This window comes from Rhodococcus zopfii NBRC 100606 = JCM 9919 (genome assembly GCF_001895025.1).
Classification (GTDB): Bacteria; Actinomycetota; Actinomycetes; order Mycobacteriales; family Mycobacteriaceae; genus Rhodococcus; species Rhodococcus zopfii.
The window spans coordinates 124,251-142,385 of sequence record NZ_BCXI01000003.1 but is presented as its reverse complement, the minus strand read 5'-3'; the positions used below and the strand labels follow the sequence as shown (position 1 = coordinate 142,385).

Here is an 18,135-nt window from a genome sequence, read left to right as displayed (position 1 = left end):
ACCCACTCCGGCCGGCCTGTCCCGCATCGTTCGACGCTCCCTTCGGGGTAATTCACACACGATCACTCCTCTTACCCCGGTGACGTTCGCTGCATACATCGCGATTCGGCGCGGGACCCCCCTACCCCCTCTTTCCGCACTTCAAACCTGATTTCTTGTGGTTGACACGCTCGTGCCGAGTGCCATAGAAGTATTCACCTGTTCGAACCAGTGAAATGCGATCTCCCATCGAGCCGGAGGTGTGAAAATGGACCAGAACGCCAGGAATAGCAACCGAATCGGAAATTATCGAAATTCCCGTCTGCGACCGGTCGAAAGCGAATGGGAATGGCAGCTGCGCGCAGCCTGCCGCGGAACCGACTCGGCTGTGTTCTTCGCCCCGGCCGGCGAGTCCCGACGTGATCGGCGCAGACGCGAGATCGCAGCAAAAACCGTATGCATCAGCTGCCCGGTTCGGAAGGCCTGCCTGAAACACGCACTCGCCGTCCGGGAATCGCATGGAGTATGGGGCGGTCTGTCCGAAACCGAACGTCAGGCACTGCGGCCGGTATCCGCCTGAGTCCTAACGGATTCGGGCTCCCGATCTCGCCGGGTATGAGCCCGTGCCGAAACGGGCATCCGTTCGGCAAGACAGCAGGTACGCCCCCGATGGCGCGTACGAGCGCCGTGCAGGAGAGGACGACTATGCACGCCGATTTTGCCGAACGGCCGACTTGCTCACGCGGAAACTGTTTCGGAGCCCGCGAGAACCGTTCCCCCGTACGACTCACCGACCACCGGTTCGGTTTCGCCGGCTCGCTCGCTCTCGCCGGATTCGGAGTGACGGGAATCCCGTCCGCCGTCCTCACCCAGTCGGCGCCTCTCGGCGCGCTGGTCGCGCTCGCCACCGGCGGGTGCATTCTCACCGCATCTGTGATGATCGGCGGATGATCGCCACGGACCTCGCACTCGAAACACATTCCGAAGCAAGGTATATCGACGTTCTCGACGGGGAAATCCTCAGCACGACACCGACAAGGAAGCAAGGAGACTCGACACCATGTTGTCCATGAGCATCATCGCCTGGATCATCATCGGCGGCCTGGCCGGCTGGATCGGCTCGAAAGTGATGGGTACCGATGCACAGCAGGGCATCCTGCTCAACATCGTCGTCGGTATCGTCGGCGGCCTGATCGGCGGATGGCTCTTCAGCCTGTTCGGCGTCGACGTCGAGAGCGGCGGTTGGCTGTTCAGCTTCGTCACCTGCCTGGCCGGTGCGTGCCTCCTGCTGTTCTTCGTCAAGCTGGTGACGGGCCGCAGCAGGGTCTGACCGCAGACCGTCCGGTACTGCCGAGGGTGGACGTCGTGACGACGTCCACCCTCGGGTTGTGCGCCCGATTCCTGCGGTTCGACAGTCCGCTCCGGACTGACGCGGCTAACGTCGTGATCATGCCTGCGGATGTCACCGTCCCACCGGCCGTGCCCACCCGCCTCCCGGCCGAGACCGCAGGGAGGCGATTCGTCTCGGTCCCGCACGTGGCCGGAACGACATTGGGTGTCTTCGCCGTCCTGGTGGCCCTGTGGTCGATCTCGCCGACCCTGCGCTACTGGATCCACGCGCCGCGCGAGTACGTCGACACCTACTACTTCGATGCGCCGGACACCAGCCTTTCGTACGCGCTGGTCCTGGGCCTGCTCGCGGCGGCACTGGCCGGACGCAAACGCATCGCCTGGTGGATCCTGACCGTCTACCTCATCGCATTCACGATCGACAACGCGGTCGTCACGATCACCGAGCGCGACCTCGACGCGGCCGTCGCGCTCGCCGTGCATCTCGTCGTCGTCGCGATCCTCGTCGCCGCGTACCCGCAGTTCTACACCCGGGTCCGGCGCGGGGCGGTGTGGAAGGCCCTCGGCGTGCTGGTCGCCGGACTCGCGCTCGCGACCCTGATCGGCTGGGGTCTGGTCGAACTGTTCCCCGGTTCGCTGCCGGGCGACGAACGTCTGCTGTGGGCATTCAACCGGGTAACCGCACTGACAGCCCTCGACAACGACCAGTTCAGCGGTCGCCCACACGGTTTCGTCAACACCCTGCTGGGTCTGCTCGGCGCACTGGCACTGCTCGCCGCGGTCGTCGTCCTGTTTCGCTCACAACGCTCGGCGAACGCCCTGACCGGCAGCGACGAATCCGCGATCCGCGGGCTGCTCGATCGCGACGGCGACGACTCGCTCGGCTACTTCGCGACCCGCCGGGACAAGGCCGTGGTGTTCGCCCCCAGCGGGAAGGCCGCAGTCACCTATCGCGTCGAGGTCGGTGTGTGCCTGGCCAGCGGTGACCCCATCGGCAACCCGGAAGCGTGGCCGCACGCGATCGACGAGTGGCTCACCCTGGCCCGCGGCTACGGCTGGGCGCCGGCGGTGATGGGAGCGAGCGAAGCGGGCGCCACGGCGTACCGGCGAGCCGGGTTGTCGGTGCTCGAACTCGGCGACGAAGCGATCCTGCACACCGCGGAATTCACGCTCTCCGGCAGGGAGATGCGGCCCGTCCGTCAAGCCGTGAACCGCGCCCGGAAGCAGGGCGCGGCGGTGCAGATCCGGCGGCATCGCGACGTGGCGGACGACGAGATGGCCGAGGCGATCCGGCTGTCGGAGGAGTGGCGCGACACCGAAACCGAACGCGGTTTCTCGATGGCGCTCGGCCGGCTCGGCGATTCCCTCGACGGCGACTGCCTGCTCGTCGAGACGCGGGTGCACGGCGAGCTCGTCGCACTGCTGTCCCTGGTGCCGTGGGGTACCGACGGCGTCTCGCTGGATCTGATGCGACGCGATCCGTCCGCCCCGAACGGTGTCGTGGAGCTGATGGTGTCGGAACTGGCCACGCACGGCAGGGAGTTCGGTGTCGCCCGAATCTCGTTGAACTTCGCGGTGTTCCGGTCGGTATTCGAGGAAGGTTCGCGCATCGGGGCGGGTCCGGTTCTGCGCCTGTGGCGGTCGATCCTGTTGTTCTTCTCCCGCTGGTGGCAGCTCGAGGCCCTGTACCGCTCCAACCTGAAGTACCGCCCGCACTGGGCTCCCCGCTTCCTGTGTTTCCGTGAGAACCGCGAGCTTCCCCGTGTGGGCATCGCCTCCGCAATCGCCGAGGGCTTCCTGACCGTCCCGAGCTTCGGTCGACGAAAAGCGTCGCGGCACACCGGCACCCACGTCAACGCCCCCGAGTCGCTCGTCGATTCGGGAACACTGCACGACGACGGCAGCGCCCCCACCGGCACGAGCAGCGCCGCCGGGATCGCCGTCACCACCGGCGTCGCGGCCGCCGGCCCCCGTCGCCCCGAGCAGGTGCGGGTGCGCATGGCGAAACTCGCGCCGCTGGCCGACGAGGGCATCGATCCGTATCCGGTGGCTGTGCGTCCCACCCACACCGCGGTCGCCGCCCACGACGCACCCGCCGGGACCGCGGTCCGCGTCGCCGGCCGGTTGCTGCGCATCCGCGACTTCGGCGGCGTGCTGTTCGCGGTGCTGCGCGACTGGTCCGGCGATGTCCAGCTCCTCGTCGACCGTGGCGCTGTCGGCGGCCGCCGGTTCATGTTCGACCTCGGCGACCTCGTCGAGGTGAGCGGGACGATGGGACACAGCCGCAGCGGCGACGTCGCGCTGCTGGTCGACGAGTGGCGCCTCGACGGCAAGTGCCTGCATCCACTGCCCGACAAATGGCGCGGGCTCGTCGACCCCGAGGCGCGGGTGCGGCAACGCTACGTCGATCTCGCGATCAATCCCCATGCGCGTCGGCTGCTGACCGCGCGCAGCGCCGTCGTCCGATCCCTGCGCGACCAGCTCGGCGCTCGGGGCTACCTCGAGGTGGAGACCCCGATCCTGCAGTCGGTGCACGGCGGCGCCAACGCCGCCCCGTTCGTCACCCACATCAACGCCTACGACCTGGACCTGTATCTGCGGATCGCTCCGGAGCTGTACCTCAAACGACTGTGCGTCGCGGGTATGGAGAAGGTCTTCGAGATCGGCCGGGTGTTCCGCAACGAGGGCGCAGATTTCAAGCACAATCCCGAATTCACGATCCTCGAGGCGTACGAGGCACACAGCGACTACGAGCAGATGCGGGTGCTGGCACGCGAACTCATCCAGCATGCCGCGGTCGCCGCGCACGGTCGCGAGATCCTGGTCCGGCCCGGCCCGGACGGGACCCCGGTGGAGATCGACATCTCCGGGGAGTGGCCGGTCAAGACGTTCCACGGCGCGATCTCGGAGGCGCTCGGCGTCGACGTCGACGCGAGCACCCCGGTGGCGGAACTGCGACGGTTGTGCGAGGACCGCGAGATCCCCTACAACCCGGCGTGGGATGCCGGGGCGACCGCGCAGGAGATGTACGAGCATCTTGTGGAGTCCCGTACCGAATTTCCCACGTTCTACACCGATTTCCCGACGTCGGTCTCGCCGCTGACGCGGCCGCACCCGACGAAGCCGGGCGTGGCCGCGAAGTGGGATCTCGTCGCGTGGGGCATCGAGCTGGGCACCGCCTACAGCGAGCTGACCGACCCGATCGATCAGCGGGCACGGCTGACCGAGCAGTCGCTGCTCGCCGCCGGCGGTGACGAGGAGGCCATGGAGCTGGACGAGGACTTCCTGCAGGCTCTCGAGCACGCGATGCCCCCGACCGGCGGGTTGGGGATGGGCGTGGACCGCATCGTCATGCTCATCACCGGCGGAAGCATCCGTGAATCACTGGCCTTTCCGCTCGCCAAGCCTCGCGGACGGTGACCGGTCCGCGGTTTCACGTGAAACACCTCACCCTCACCGAACGAGCGCTCGGCACTCGTGGCACTGTGGATGTGTGCAGCTGCTCCTGATTCGCCATGCCCTCCCCGTACCGAGCCGGGTCAGCGAGGGCCGCGCCGACCCCGCCCTCGCCGACGAGGGACATGTTCAGGCCGCCCGCCTCCCGGACGCCCTCGCGCCGTATCGGATCCGCCGGATCTTCAGCAGCCCGCAGCGTCGGGCACTCGAAACGGCCGCTCCACTCGCGGTCAAGCGCGACCTTCCCGTCGAGCAGATCGACGACCTCGCGGAGTACGACTACGACCTCGACCACTACATCCCGTTCCACGAGGCCCGCGAGCTCGCACCCGCGGCCTTCGAGCGGATCCGCGCGGGTCTGCTTCCGGACTTCGTCGACGAGGCGGCATTCCGCACGCGCGTATGCCGCGGAATCGATCGGATCGTCGACGAGTGCGCGCACGAGGACACCGTCGCCGTGGTCGCTCACGGCGGTGTGGTCAACATTTTGTTACAGGACATTCTCGGCCTCGCGCGACCGCTCGAGTTTCCCGTCGAGTACACCTCGGTGACCCGGGTCCTTTTCTCCCGCAACGGAGCACGCCGCGTCGCGTCGATCAACGAGACCGGGCACGTTCAGGATCTGCTCCGGATCTGACCGACAGTGACGGGCGTCACTGCACCCAGAACGGGATTCCGCGAGGTCGTGTGACCCAACGTATAAATCGTATGTACAACAGGCATTGTCGTCCTGTATAACCAGCACCTGACATGCCGAAAGGGTGCGCCCATCCCGCCTGCCCGAGACGCATCCCCCGGGGAAGGATGACGCAATCAATATGGGGCAACGAAAGAGCCGCTTCCTCAACCTGATGAACTGGCGCTTGTCGTACAAGCTCGCCATCGTGCTCGCGATTCCTCTCCTCGCGGCCGTCGCGCTCGGGGCGCTGCGAGTGTCGACACAGCTCGACGAGGCACGCCGCTTCAGCTCGCTGTCGGACCAGATGGAAATCATCCCAGCGCTGTTCGGCTTCTCCAGTGCCGTCGTCAGCCCCGCCATCGCTGCCAGCCTCGGCCTGACGACTGACGACTACACCCCCGAGATGGTCAACGGGTCGATCGCCAGAGTCCGGAACCTCGCTGTAGCCGGCGACTTCGACCCGCGGATCACCGAGAATCTGACCTCGCTCCTCGAGGACGGGCAGGCACTCTACAGCACGATCCAGGGTGGCTCCACCCCGCGGGACGAACTCAAGAAGCGCACCGTCGACTTCGGCATCCGGTGTGAAGCGACCTTCCGCATGCTGCTCGACCTCACCGAGAACACCGACGTGCTCACCGACGGCACGAACATGCTCACGGCCTGGAACGCGCAGCAAACGATGCTCGACCAGATGACCTCGCTCGCGGTCTTCGCCACCAACCCCGAAGCGGCACGGCTCATGGCCCTCAATGCCCTGAACATCGAGGAATCGACCCTCGGGCTGCTGCTGGGCACCTCCCTCGACACCGGCCAGGTCGAGGGCATGCTCGCGAATGTCGCCCAGAAGCGCGCTCTGATCAAGGATTTCGTTCCCAGCTTCGAGGCCGGCGAGGAACTGCGCCAGGCGATGGTGGGCGCGTACGTGCCCTATCAGGAAACCAATGCCGCGGCCAGCGAGCGCATGACTGCGACACTGGACCGGCTCACGTCGGAGGCGCGCACCGCGGCGATCCGCGACAGCATCGTCGTTCTCGCGATCCTCGCGGTCGCGCTCGCGGTCGCCCTCCTCGTGGCCCGCGCCCTGTCGGTACCGATCCGGCGACTTCGCGACGGCGCCCTCGGCGCCGCGAACCACGACCTGCCCGCCGCGATCGCCGCGGTCAAGGACGGCGCGGACGTCACCACTGTGGAACTTGCCCCGATCGACGTGCACACCGACGAGGAGATCGGCGAACTCGCCCGCGCCGTCGACTCGATGAACTCCGAAGCGCTACGGCTGGCCGGCGAGCAGGCACACCTGCGGCAGCAGGTCTCGACGATGCTCGAAACCCTGGCCCGCCGCAACAAAACCCTCGTCGAACAGCAACTCTCGCTCATCGACTCCCTCGAATACGAAGAGAAGGACCCGGTCCGGCTGCAGAGCCTGTTCGCGCTCGACCATCTCGCCGCGCGCATGCGCCGCACCGGTGACTCGCTGCTCGTGCTCTCCGGTACCCGCCCCCGGACACGCAGTGCCCCGGCTCCGCTCGGCGACGTTCTGCGCGGCGCGGTCTCCCAGGTCGAGAACTATCAGCGGGTGCGGATCGGCAACGCTCCGCAGGGCTACCTCGTCGGCAGCGCCGTCGCCGACGTCGTGCACCTGCTGGCCGAACTCGTCGACAACGCGCTGCGGGCCTCACCGCCGAACAGCACCGTCACGTTCGAGTTCTCCCCGGCCGTCGGGGGCGGGCTGCTGCTCGAGATCGCCGACTGCGGTATCGGTGCCGCCCCGGAGATCCTGAACGAGATCAACTCGCGTCTGGCTGCCGGGGACAGCGCCGAGATCCACGCGCCCCGCCAGATGGGATTGTTCGTGGTGGGACGCCTCGCGGCCCGCAACGGCATCAGCGTGCGACTGCGTCCGACTTTCGATTCGGAGACGAACGCCGGCATCACCGCGTCGATCTACTTCCCCGCGTCTCTGCTCACCGACGTGCAGCAGAGCACCCCCGAAGCGATGACGGAACGGCCGCGGCGTCTGCGTTCGCCGGACCAGCCGGCACGGCACGCCGACCAGGCCGCCGCGCGGGCGCAGCAGACCACACAGCACCAGCAGGTTCCGCCGATGCCGCTGCAGGGGATGTCCCCGCAGGCACCGTCGATGCCGCAGCACCAGTCGCAGGCGATTCCCTTGCAGCAGGAACAGTTCCCGACCGGGCCGATGGGTCTCGGGTCACCGCCCCGATACGACGACAACCGGTGACGCGGGCGGGCCGACCCCGCTCCACGCCTCGGTGACATCAGCGCCGGCGGTCCGTCCGACTGCCGGCGCTGACGTGTTCGCTGCCAAGATCCGTCGACCACGGGAAGATGGACGCATGACATCGCGTACGTCTCAGATGCGCCGCTGGCGCACAGGAGCGGCCCTGCACCTGCGTATGCGCGATCTCACCGGGACACTCGTCGTGGTAACGGGCGGCGGCAGCGGAATCGGCCGCGCCGCCGCTCAGGCGTTCTCGTCGGCGGGTGCGATCGTCGTGATCGCGGACATCGACCTGGCGGCCGCACGTGAGACCGCCGAACTCGTGAATACCCCGGATCCGCGCGCCGGGGGCGCGGGGGCGGTGTTCGGCGGCGGCGCCCACGCCTATCGCGTCGACGTGACCGATGAGGATCAGGTCCGCCGATTCGCGAGTACGGTCCGTGAGCGGCACGGTGTGGCGGACGTCCTCGTCAACAACGCCGGACTGGGCATGATGGGATCGTTCGTCGACACTCCGCAGGAAGTGTTCGAACACATCATGAACGTCAACTTCTGGGGCGTCGTCTACGGGTGCCGCGCCTTCGCCGGGCAGATGATCGAACGCGGCACCGGGGGGCACATCGTGAACGTGTCGTCCGCGGCGGCGTTCATGCCGCAGAAGCGCATCGCGGCGTACGCCACGAGCAAGGCCGCGGTGCTGATGCTCTCCGACTGCCTGCGCGCGGAGCTGCTGGACAACGGCATCGGCGTGACCGCCGTGTGCCCGAGCCTCGTCTCGACCAACTTCAACCGCAACATCACATTCGTCGAAACCGATCCCGAGACCCGGAAGGCGCGGCGCTCACGGACATCCGCGATGTACCGCAAACTCGGTGTCCCGCCCGAGCGTGTCGCGAGCGCCATGGTCGCCGCGGTGAAGCACAATCAGCCGATCGTGACGGTCGCGCCGGAGGCGAAGGCGCGTAAGTGGCTCAGCCGCCTCGCCCCTCGCGTGATGCGGGTCGGCTCGCGATTCGAAATCGATTGATCCGGTGCGGCGGGACTGCCCGTCACGCCGACCCGGCGAGCCAATTCCGCAACCAGGTGGTCGCGGTGGTACCGCGGTTGTCGACGACATAGGTGCCGTAGTCCTGGTGCACCTGGGAGTCGAAGAACTGCCGGATCTCGACCTCACGCTCGTCGTTGGCCTGCGGGGTCATCTGCAACTGAAGTGTCGGTATCCCGCCCGCCAGCATGATCTCGTTGTACAGACCCTCGGCTTCGAGTCGGTAGTCGTCGAAGCGATCCGGGGCGCTGCCCGCGGCGACCGCGAGAAATCCGGCCAGGCGCGTGACGAAGTCGTCCTTGGGCGTCGAGCAGTACAGGTCGCCGACCGCGCAGATCGTCCGCACGTTTCCGCTCACGAATCCGAACCCGCCGATGCGAGCACCCCCGGCACCGTTCCCGGCCACCGGCGGGCCGACCAGGATGTCGGTTTCGGAACGTCGCGGGTCCGAGAGCAATCCGACCGCGGCCAGCCGGTGCGGCGGCACCACACCGAGGCCCGTTCCGATCTCCGCCGCGAGATCGCCTGCGGCATCGGCACCCTGGCTGTAGCCGACGAGCGCGAAGCGGGTGGATGCGCACTGCGCTGCGGTCGCAGCGATGAGGCCGCGCGCATTGTCGACGGCGCGCTGACGCGACGCGGCATACACGTCGCCTTCCCACGGGAATGCGGTCGCCGGGTACTGCACGTAGTCGACGCGGGTGCCCGTGGGCAGGCCTGTGGTGACGGCGGCGAGCATGCCGTTGCCGCGTCCCGGATCCGGGGTGCTGGAGGTCTCCCACGTGCCCGGCACCGCGACGACGTTCAGGGTCGGACACCATCCCGGATCTGCTTGCGCCGCAGGTACCGTCATCGTCGATGCCAGTACGGTGGCCGCCCCTGCCGTCAACATCGTCACGATTCGCTTCAGCCCCACCACTGCTCCCCCTGTCGACTCGCTCGCCTTGGATCCGGACCGATTGTCCAAGCCGTACGTGTCACGGCCGTGAACGCGACGTGACCCGGAAGGTCATTTCCGGATGACGGTGACCGGACCTCCTCCGATGTTCGTGACGAACACGTTCCCCGTCCCGTGGTCGAGGGTGTTCCCGACGACGCTGCGATCGACGACGCGGTCCCGGGCGCCCGCGCTGTGCACGACCGTGACGGCAGGTCCGAACAGGTTGGTCACGTAGATGTTGCCGGTGACCGGATCGGTCACGACAGTGCCGGGCGGCGCGGGGATCTCCGCGGGCAGCGGCCCCTCCGCGGCATTCCAGTCCGCAACCGTCACCGATCCGGCACCGATGTTCGTGACGAACACGCCTCCGCGGCCGGCATCGAGGATCAGTTCCGGGATGCCTTCGGGTGCGGGTTCGTGCACCGCAGCGGGACCCGGGGCGATCCAGCGGCGGTTCACCGTCACGGCACCCACGCCGACGTTGGTGACGGCGACGTTGCCGATGCCGCCGTCGACGCGCATCTCGACGGGCGCGGTGGACACGGTGGTCCGGCCGTCGACGCGGCCCGCAGGCCGCGTGACCGAAACGCTGCCGGGACCGAGGTTCGTGATGCACGCGTTGCCGCTGCCGCCGTCGAGTCCGATGAGGCGGAGGTCGTCGAAGCCGAAAACCGGTGCGACAGCGTCGCCGCCGTCCACGACGACGGGTCCGCCGAGATTGTGCACGCAGTCGCCGGAGGCGGGATCCGCGCTGTCCGCGGAGGCCGGTGCCGCGGCCACCACGGCCATGGCCGTCGCGCCGAGGAGAGTTGCCGTGCCCGTCAGTGATCGCTTCGTGATCCTGCGCCTCGCGGTCATGCGCTCGACAATAACGGCACCGCAACCGTACGGCAGGGAAAACCGGACAGGGCGCGCCCTCCGGGGGTTCCCGGGGGGCGCGCCCTGTCGGCGAGTTGCTACCTCAGCGCTGCGGCATCGCGCTGGTGGTGATCGGTGCGGGAAGCGCCGTTGCTCCCTCGAGGTACCGATCGACCGCCGCCGCGCAGGAGCGGCCCTCTGCGATGGCCCACACGATCAGGGACTGACCGCGGCCCATGTCGCCGGCGACGAAGACGCCGTCGACGTTGGTGGACCACTCGGTCGAGCGGGCGACGTTGCCGCGCTCGTTGTAGTCCACCCCGAGATCATTGAGCAGTCCCGGCTTCTCGGGGCCGACAAAGCCCATCGCGAGAAGAACCAGGTCGGCCTCGAGCTCGAAATCCGTGCCGTCGACCTTCTCGAAGCGCCCGGCGACCATCTGCACCTCGTGCGCCTTCAGCGCCTTGACCTTGCCGTCCACACCCACGAATTCCTCGGTGTTGACGGAGAACACGCGCTCGCCGCCCTCCTCGTGCGCGGACGACACCCGGTACATCAGCGGGTACGTCGGCCACGGGGTGGAGTCGGCGCGTTCCTCCGGCGGACGCGGCATGATCTCGAACTGGTGCACGCTGACCGCGCCCTGACGGTGCGAGGTGCCCAGGCAGTCGGCGCCGGTGTCGCCGCCGCCGATGATGACGACCTTCTTGCCCTTCGCGTTGATCGGCGGCAGGCCGTCCTCGCCGGTGATCGGGTCACCCAGCTGGACACGGTTGGCCAGCGGCAGGAACTCCATGGCCTGATGGATGCCGTCGAGTTCGCGCCCCGGGATCGGCAGGTCGCGGGCGACGGTGGAGCCACCGGCGAGGACCACGGCGTCGAACTGCTCGCGCAGCTCGTCGGCGGTGATGTCCACACCCACGTTCACGCCCGGCTTGAAGACGGTGCCCTCGGCCTCCATCTGCGCCAGGCGGCGGTCGATGACGTGCTTCTCCATCTTGAACTCGGGGATGCCGTAGCGGAGCAGGCCGCCGATGCGGTCCTCGCGCTCGAACACCGTCACGGTGTGTCCGGCACGGGTGAGCTGCTGCGCTGCAGCCAGACCCGCGGGGCCGGAACCGACGACCGCGACCTTCTTGCCGGTCAGCTTCGACGGCGGGATCGGGGTGACCCGGTCGTCCCCGAACGCCTTCTCGATCAGCTCGACCTCGACCTGCTTGATGGTCACCGGGTCCTGGTTGATACCCAGGACGCACGACGCCTCGCAGGGGGCCGGGCACAGTCGCCCGGTGAACTCCGGGAAGTTGTTGGTGGCGTGCAGACGCTCGATGCCGTCGTCCCACTTGCCCTTGTAGACCAGGTCGTTCCACTCGGGAATCAGATTCCCTAGGGGACAACCGTTGTGGCAGAACGGAATACCGCAGTCCATGCAGCGGCTGGCCTGGACCTGGAGGGTGTCACGAGAGAACGGCTCGTACACCTCCTTCCAGTCGAGGAGCCGCAGCGGGACCGGCCGGCGGACCGGCGTTTCCCGCGAACCGTGCTTGAGGAAGCCGCTTGGATCACCCACGAGCCGCCTCCATGATCGCCTCGTCAACGTTCGCACCACGAATGGTGGCGTCCTTGATTGCCATGAGTACCTTCTTGTAATCGCGAGGCATGACCTTCGCGAAATGGCTGACCTGCTGCGACCAGTCGGCCAGAATGCGGGCTGCGACCTCGGAGCCCGTCTCGTCACGGTGCCGTTCGACGACGGCCTTGAGCCAGGCGAAGTCCTCGCCCTCGAGATCCTCCAGATCGACCAGTTCGGTGTTGAGGTTGGCCTCGAAGTCGCTGTCCGGGTTGTAGACGAACGCGACACCACCGGACATGCCGGCACCGAAGTTGCGGCCGGTCTTGCCGAGGATGACGACCTTGCCGCCGGTCATGTACTCGCAGCCGTGGTCGCCGACACCCTCGACGACGGCCGTGGCACCCGAGTTGCGGACCGCGAACCGCTCGCCCGCGATACCGCGGATCAGCACCTCACCACCGGTGGCTCCGAACAGGATGACGTTGCCGGCGACGATGTTGTCCTCGGCGACGAACCCCGGTGCGGTGGTGTGCGGCGGACGCACCACGATGCGTCCACCGGACAGTCCCTTGCCGACGAAGTCGTTGGCGTCGCCGAGCAGTCGCAGCGTGACGCCCTTGGGCACGAACGCACCGAAGCTGTTACCCGCCGAACCGGTGAAGGTGATGTCGATCGTGTTGTCCGGCAGTCCTTCTCCGCCGTACACCTTGGTGACCTCGTGGCCGAGCATGGTGCCGACGGTGCGGTTGACGTTGGTCACCGGCGTCTCGATGACGACCTTCTCGCCGCTCTCGAGCGCGGGCTGTGCCTTGGCGATCAGCTCGTTGTCGAGGGCCCTGTCCAGCGCGTGCTCCTGCTCCTTGGTGCAGTACAGGTCCTGCTCCGGGAAGATCGGCGACGTGACCGCGGTCAGCAGCGGCGACAGGTCCAGCTTCGAGGCCCGGTAGTGCTCGACGGCCTTGGTGGTGTCGAGGAACCCGACCTGGCCGATCGCCTCGGCGAGCGTGCGGAAGCCCAGCTCGGCAAGCAGCTCGCGCACCTCCTCGGCGATGTAGAGCATGAAGTTCTCGACGAACTCCGGCTTGCCGGTGAACCGCTTGCGCAGCACCGGGTTCTGCGTCGCCACACCGACGGGGCAGGTGTCGAGGTGGCACACACGCATCATGATGCAGCCGGACACCACCAGCGGCGCGGTCGCGAAACCGAACTCCTCGCCACCGAGCAGCGCCGCGATCATCACGTCGCGGCCGGTCTTCATCTGGCCGTCGACCTGCACGACGATACGGTCGCGCAGACCGTTGAGCATCAGCGTCTGCTGGGTTTCGGCCAGGCCGATCTCCCAGGGCGCACCCGCGTGTTTGAGCGAGGTCAGCGGGGAGGCGCCGGTGCCGCCGTCGTGACCGGAGATGAGCACCACGTCGGCGTGGGCCTTGGACACACCCGCCGCGACGGTGCCGACACCGAGCTCGGACACCAGCTTCACGTGGATCCGGGCCTGCGGGTTGGCGTTCTTCAGATCGTGGATGAGCTGCGCGAGATCCTCGATCGAGTAGATGTCGTGGTGCGGCGGCGGCGAGATGAGGCCGACACCCGGCGTCGAACCACGCACTTCGGCGACCCACGGGTACACCTTGTGCGGCGGAAGCTGGCCGCCCTCACCGGGCTTGGCACCCTGCGCCATCTTGATCTGGATGTCGGTGCAGTTGGTCAGGTAGTGCGAGGTGACACCGAAGCGACCCGAGGCGACCTGCTTGATCGCCGAGCGCCGCCAGTCGCCGTTCTCGTCCGGCGTGAAACGCGACGGATGCTCGCCGCCCTCACCGGAATTGGAGCGGCCACCGAGGCGGTTCATGGCGATCGCGAGGGTCTCGTGGGCCTCGGCCGAGATGGAGCCGTAGCTCATCGCGCCGGTCGAGAACCGCTTGACGATCTCGCTCGCCGGCTCGACCTCGTCGAGCGGCACCGCCGGGCGCAGGCCCTTCCGGAACTCGAACAGGCCGCGCAGCGACGCGAGCTGCGTCGACTGGTCGTCGACGAGCTTGGTGTACTCCTTGAAGATCGAGTACTGGCCGGTGCGGGTGGCGTGCTGCAGCTTGAACACCGTGTCCGGATTGAACAGGTGGTATTCGCCCTCGCGGCGCCACTGGTATTCACCGCCGACCTCGAGCTCGCGGTGCGCGTGCTCGGACGGGCGATCCAGGAACGCGGACGCGTGCCGGACCGCGACGTCGTGCGCGATCTCGTCGAGGCCGATACCGCCGAGCTGCGACTGCAGTCCGGTGAAGTACTCGTCGACGAGTTCCTGCGACAGGCCGATCACCTGGAACAGCTGCGCGCCGGTGTAGGACGCGAGCGTGGAGATGCCCATCTTGGACATCACCTTCAGCACACCCTTCGAGGCGGCCTTGATGTAGTTCTTGATCGCCTTCTCGAGGGTGATGCCCTCGGGCAGGTCGCCGTTCTGCAGCAGCTCGTCGATCGTCTCGAAGGCCATGTACGGGTTGACCACGGCGGCACCGAAACCGCACAGCGCGGCGATGTGGTGCACCTCGCGGGCGTCACCGGCCTCGACGAGCAGGCCCGCCTGGGTGCGGGTCTTCTCGCGGACGAGGTGGTGGTGCACCGCGGACGTGAGCAGCAGCGACGGGATCGGAGCCATCGTCTCGTCGGACTCGCGGTCCGAGAGCACGATCAGGCGGGCGCCACCGGCGATCGCCTCCGACACCTGGGTGCGGATCGAGTCGAGCGCGGCCTTCAGGCCCTCGCCGCCGTCGGCGACCTTGTAGAGGCCACGGATGATGACGCTGTTGAAGCCCGGGAACTGTCCGTCGTCGTTGACGTGGATGAGCTTCTGCAGATCGTCGTTGTCGATGACGGGTGCGGACACCAGGATCTGCCGGCACGAATCGGCGGTCGGGTGCAGCAGGTCGCCCTCGGGTCCGAGCATGCCGCCCAGACTCGTGACGATCTCCTCGCGGATGGCGTCGAGCGGCGGGTTGGTGACCTGGGCGAACAGCTGCTGGAAGAAGTCGAACAGCATCCGCGAACGCGACGACAGCACCGCGATCGGGGTGTCGGTGCCCATCGAGCCGAGAGCTTCGGCGCCGCTGGCGGCCATCGGCTTGACGAGGAGGTTGACCTCTTCGTTGGTGTAGCCGAAGACCTGCTGACGCAGCACCACACGCTCGTGCGACATGTAGGTGTACTTGCTCGGCGGCAGATCCTCGAGCCGGCTGACGCCGTTGTCGATCCACTCCTGGTAGGGGTGCTCGGCCGCGAGCTCGTTCTTGATCTCGGTGTCGTCGATGATGCGGCCCTTCGCGGTGTCCACCAGGAACATGCGGCCGGGCTGCATGCGCATCTTGCGCACGATCTTCTCGGGAGCGATGTCGAGCACGCCGACCTCGGAGGCCATGACGACGAGACCGTCGTCGGTGACCCACACGCGCGAGGGACGCAGGCCGTTGCGGTCGAGCACGGCTCCGATGACGGTGCCGTCGGTGAAGCACACCGACGCCGGGCCGTCCCACGGCTCCATGAGCGCCGAGTGGTACTCGTAGAACGCCTTACGCGCCGGATCCATGCTCTCGTGCCGTTCCCACGCCTCGGGAATCATCATGAGCACGGCGTGCGGGAGGCTGCGGCCACCCAGGTGCAGCAACTCGAGCACCTCGTCGAAACGCGCGGTGTCGGACGCTCCTTCGGTGCAGATCGGGAAGATCTTGTCGAGCTTGTCGCGACCGCCGAAGACCTCGGAGTCGATGAGTGCCTCGCGGGCACGCATCCAGTTCGCGTTGCCGGTGACGGTGTTGATCTCACCGTTGTGCGCCACCCGACGGAAGGGGTGCGCCAGCGGCCATGACGGGAACGTGTTGGTGGAGAAGCGCGAGTGCACCAGGCCCAGGGCCGACTCGACGCGCTCGTCCTGCAGGTCGAGATAGAAGCCCTCGAGTTGCGGGGTGGTGAGCATGCCCTTGTAGACGAACGTCGACGGCGACAGGCTCGGGAAGTACACGGTCTCGCTGCCGGGGCCGTCCTCGCCGGAACCCTCGTTGCCGAGTTCGTGCTCGGTGCGCTTGCGCACCACGTAGGCGCGGCGCTCGAGCTCGAGGCCGGTCAGGGTGCGCGCGCCGGAGGCGATGAAGATCTGCCGGAACGTCGGCATGGCGTCCTTGGCCATCGAGCCGAGATCGGAGTCGTCGACGGGGACCTCACGCCAGCCGAGGACCTCGAGACCCTCCTCCTCGACGATCGCGTCGACCGCCGCCTGGGCGGTGTCGGCCGCTGCCGTATCCCGCGGCAGGAACGCGATACCGGTCGCGTACGCACCGGCCTCGGGGAGATCGAAGTCGACGACCTCGCGGAAGTACCGGTCCGGAACCTGGATGAGGATGCCGGCGCCGTCGCCGGTGTTCGTTTCGGCACCCGCGGCGCCGCGGTGCTCCAGGTTCACGAGCGCGGTGATTGCCTTCGCGACGATGTCCCGGCTCTTGCGTCCGTGCATGTCGACGACGAAAGCGACGCCGCAGGAGTCGTGCTCGTTCGCCGGGTGGTAGAGCCCTTGAGGCCCGGGAAGATGCTTCATACCTAGCCTTCGTTGCATGTGATAGCACCGACGACCAGCAGCGCTGATGGTCATCTACTTGCCGTGAGCAAGTACCGACACGAGGTGGATCGGCACCGACAACCGTCAGTATCCGCCCTTCCGCGACGATGCGGGTGCCTTTTTTCGGCAGCTCGGGCCCTGGAACTTCCGGCCGGTGGGGGACGTTGTGTGTCCACCGTCTTGAACAGACGATATGCCAACAATGCGGGTGTAACGCAAGGAAGGCTGCCCTATCTAAGCTCTGATCTGCGGTGATATGCCGTTAACATCGCCGTAGCGTGACAGTGACACCACCGCGAGGACACCGACGCGAGCAATGCATCCCGTGGGCGGAAAGCCGGCGGAACCGAGCGACGAGCTGGCGTCGCACCTCGCGAGCCGAATCACCACGGCGTACCGCGGCACCGGCATCCGCGATGCGATCCTCGCCCGCGCCGCGCGGTTCGCCTGAGCGACCGCCCTCGAAAATCCGGCGCCGCACGGAACCATTCGGTTCGTCGATGCGTCCAATCCCTCCGAGGAATCCAACTCCGAGGTCGAGAGGGATCGAATGGAGATGACGTCGAAGTCCGCACCGCGCCGGGCGCGGTCACCACGTCGGAAGATCGGGTACGCGACGCTCGCGGTGAGCGCGTTCGTGACGGTGTCCTGCGCGGGCACCGATTCCGGGGCCGCGGCACTGCCCGAGGCGACCGAGCGGTACCGGTCGCCCGAGCAGATCCAGGGCGCGACCGTCGTGTGGTCCGCCGAACCCGGCCTCTACCTGCAGGACGAACGCGGCACCCTTGTTCGCGCCGCCGAGGAGGCGTGGTTCGTCGCCCGCTACGTGGGCCTCGAGAACTCCTATCCCGGATTCGCGGCGGCTCTCGACCCCGCCTCCGCGCGCGTGATCACCCCGCTGTCGGACCGCCGGCCCGCCGGGACGTTGCGCGCACACGTCCTGTCCATCGCGTCGACCGGCACCGGTTTCGAGGCGGCGGTGTGCACGCGGCGATCCGAGCTTGCGGAGAGGTGGGCGGACGGGCGATACCACTTCACGAGCGAACCGGACATCGAGGCCTCCATCCGGTTCGCACGGACCGCACCACCGCCCGGTGTCGACGAACCGACGGCGGCCGGCGCACTCCGAGATACGAAACAGACGTCGAGCCAACGGCAGTGGCAGTCTCCCCCGACCGACCTGTTCACCGGAACCGGATGGACCATCAGCTTCGCCACCGATCCAGGCAACACCCGGCAACGGTGCGAGGCATGGGGTCGCAGCATCCGGACGGAAGTGACCGAGGTCGACACGAGCGACACGCCCCCGCGCGCATTGCCGGCCCACCCCGGGTGGTGACCGGACGAGCACGGCTCCGAGTCCTCCCGAATCGGCCGCGCCGCGCCGATCGCGCCCGTAGCCTT

13 protein-coding genes are annotated in these 18,135 nt (G+C 67.7%); 9 read left to right on the top strand and 4 right to left on the bottom strand.

What is annotated here, in order from left to right:
- Window positions 1–247: 247 nt before the first annotated feature.
- From RZ1_RS02805 to RZ1_RS02775, 7 genes are all read left to right on the top strand, one after another.
- Window positions 248–559 carry a WhiB family transcriptional regulator gene (locus RZ1_RS02805; protein ID WP_139281753.1) on the top strand — a complete coding sequence of 104 codons (312 nt, stop codon included), beginning with the start codon at window positions 248–250 and terminating at the stop codon, window positions 557–559.
- A 125-nt stretch (window positions 560–684) separates the two neighbouring features.
- On the top strand, window positions 685–930 hold the full coding sequence (locus RZ1_RS02800; RefSeq protein WP_072809023.1) for a hypothetical protein: 246 nt from the start codon (window positions 685–687) through the stop codon (window positions 928–930).
- Between the two features lie 109 nt (window positions 931–1,039).
- Window positions 1,040–1,309 (top strand): GlsB/YeaQ/YmgE family stress response membrane protein, encoded by a 270-nt coding sequence (locus RZ1_RS02795; protein WP_072809022.1) that lies wholly within the window; start codon window positions 1,040–1,042, stop codon window positions 1,307–1,309.
- A 119-nt stretch (window positions 1,310–1,428) separates the two neighbouring features.
- The gene (gene lysX / locus RZ1_RS02790) at window positions 1,429–4,749 is read left to right on the top strand and encodes a bifunctional lysylphosphatidylglycerol synthetase/lysine--tRNA ligase LysX (RefSeq protein ID WP_083583496.1); all 3,321 of its coding nucleotides are present in this window, start codon (window positions 1,429–1,431) and stop codon (window positions 4,747–4,749) included.
- Between the two features lie 73 nt (window positions 4,750–4,822).
- Window positions 4,823–5,422, top strand: coding sequence for a histidine phosphatase family protein (locus RZ1_RS02785; protein WP_072809020.1), 600 nt, complete (start codon window positions 4,823–4,825; stop codon window positions 5,420–5,422).
- Between the two features lie 181 nt (window positions 5,423–5,603).
- Window positions 5,604–7,709, top strand: coding sequence for a sensor histidine kinase (locus RZ1_RS02780; protein ID WP_139281752.1), 2,106 nt, complete (start codon window positions 5,604–5,606; stop codon window positions 7,707–7,709).
- A 115-nt stretch (window positions 7,710–7,824) separates the two neighbouring features.
- Window positions 7,825–8,736: an SDR family NAD(P)-dependent oxidoreductase gene (locus RZ1_RS02775; RefSeq protein WP_072809017.1), complete on the top strand. Its 912-nt coding sequence runs from the start codon at window positions 7,825–7,827 to the stop codon at window positions 8,734–8,736.
- A gap of 22 nt (window positions 8,737–8,758) precedes the next feature.
- Here RZ1_RS02775 and RZ1_RS02770 read toward each other — a convergent pair whose 3' ends face one another.
- The 4 genes from RZ1_RS02770 to gltB all read right to left on the bottom strand — a co-directional run bounded on the left by RZ1_RS02770 (window position 8,759) and on the right by gltB (window position 16,710).
- A complete protein-coding gene (locus tag RZ1_RS02770) occupies window positions 8,759–9,607 on the bottom strand; it encodes a cutinase family protein (protein ID WP_083583495.1) in 849 nt (282 codons plus the stop codon).
- A 156-nt stretch (window positions 9,608–9,763) separates the two neighbouring features.
- The gene (locus RZ1_RS02765; protein WP_072809014.1) at window positions 9,764–10,552 is read right to left on the bottom strand and encodes a YncE family protein; all 789 of its coding nucleotides are present in this window, start codon (window positions 10,550–10,552) and stop codon (window positions 9,764–9,766) included.
- Window positions 10,553–10,655: 103 nt separating this feature from the next.
- The gene (locus RZ1_RS02760) at window positions 10,656–12,122 is read right to left on the bottom strand and encodes a glutamate synthase subunit beta (RefSeq protein ID WP_072809013.1); all 1,467 of its coding nucleotides are present in this window, start codon (window positions 12,120–12,122) and stop codon (window positions 10,656–10,658) included.
- A complete protein-coding gene (gene gltB / locus RZ1_RS02755; protein WP_072809011.1) occupies window positions 12,115–16,710 on the bottom strand; it encodes a glutamate synthase large subunit in 4,596 nt (1,531 codons plus the stop codon). Before gltB ends, RZ1_RS02760 begins: the two co-directional genes overlap by 8 nt.
- 346 nt (window positions 16,711–17,056) lie before the next feature.
- Here gltB and RZ1_RS31605 point away from each other — a divergent pair, with 346 nt between their 5' ends.
- Window positions 17,057–17,182 (top strand): hypothetical protein, encoded by a 126-nt coding sequence (locus RZ1_RS31605; RefSeq protein WP_280522810.1) that lies wholly within the window; start codon window positions 17,057–17,059, stop codon window positions 17,180–17,182.
- 105 nt (window positions 17,183–17,287) lie between these two features.
- Window positions 17,288–18,070, top strand: a complete 783-nt coding sequence (locus RZ1_RS02750; protein WP_139281751.1) for a hypothetical protein — start codon at window positions 17,288–17,290, stop codon at window positions 18,068–18,070.
- The last annotated feature ends 65 nt before the right edge of the window (window positions 18,071–18,135 follow it).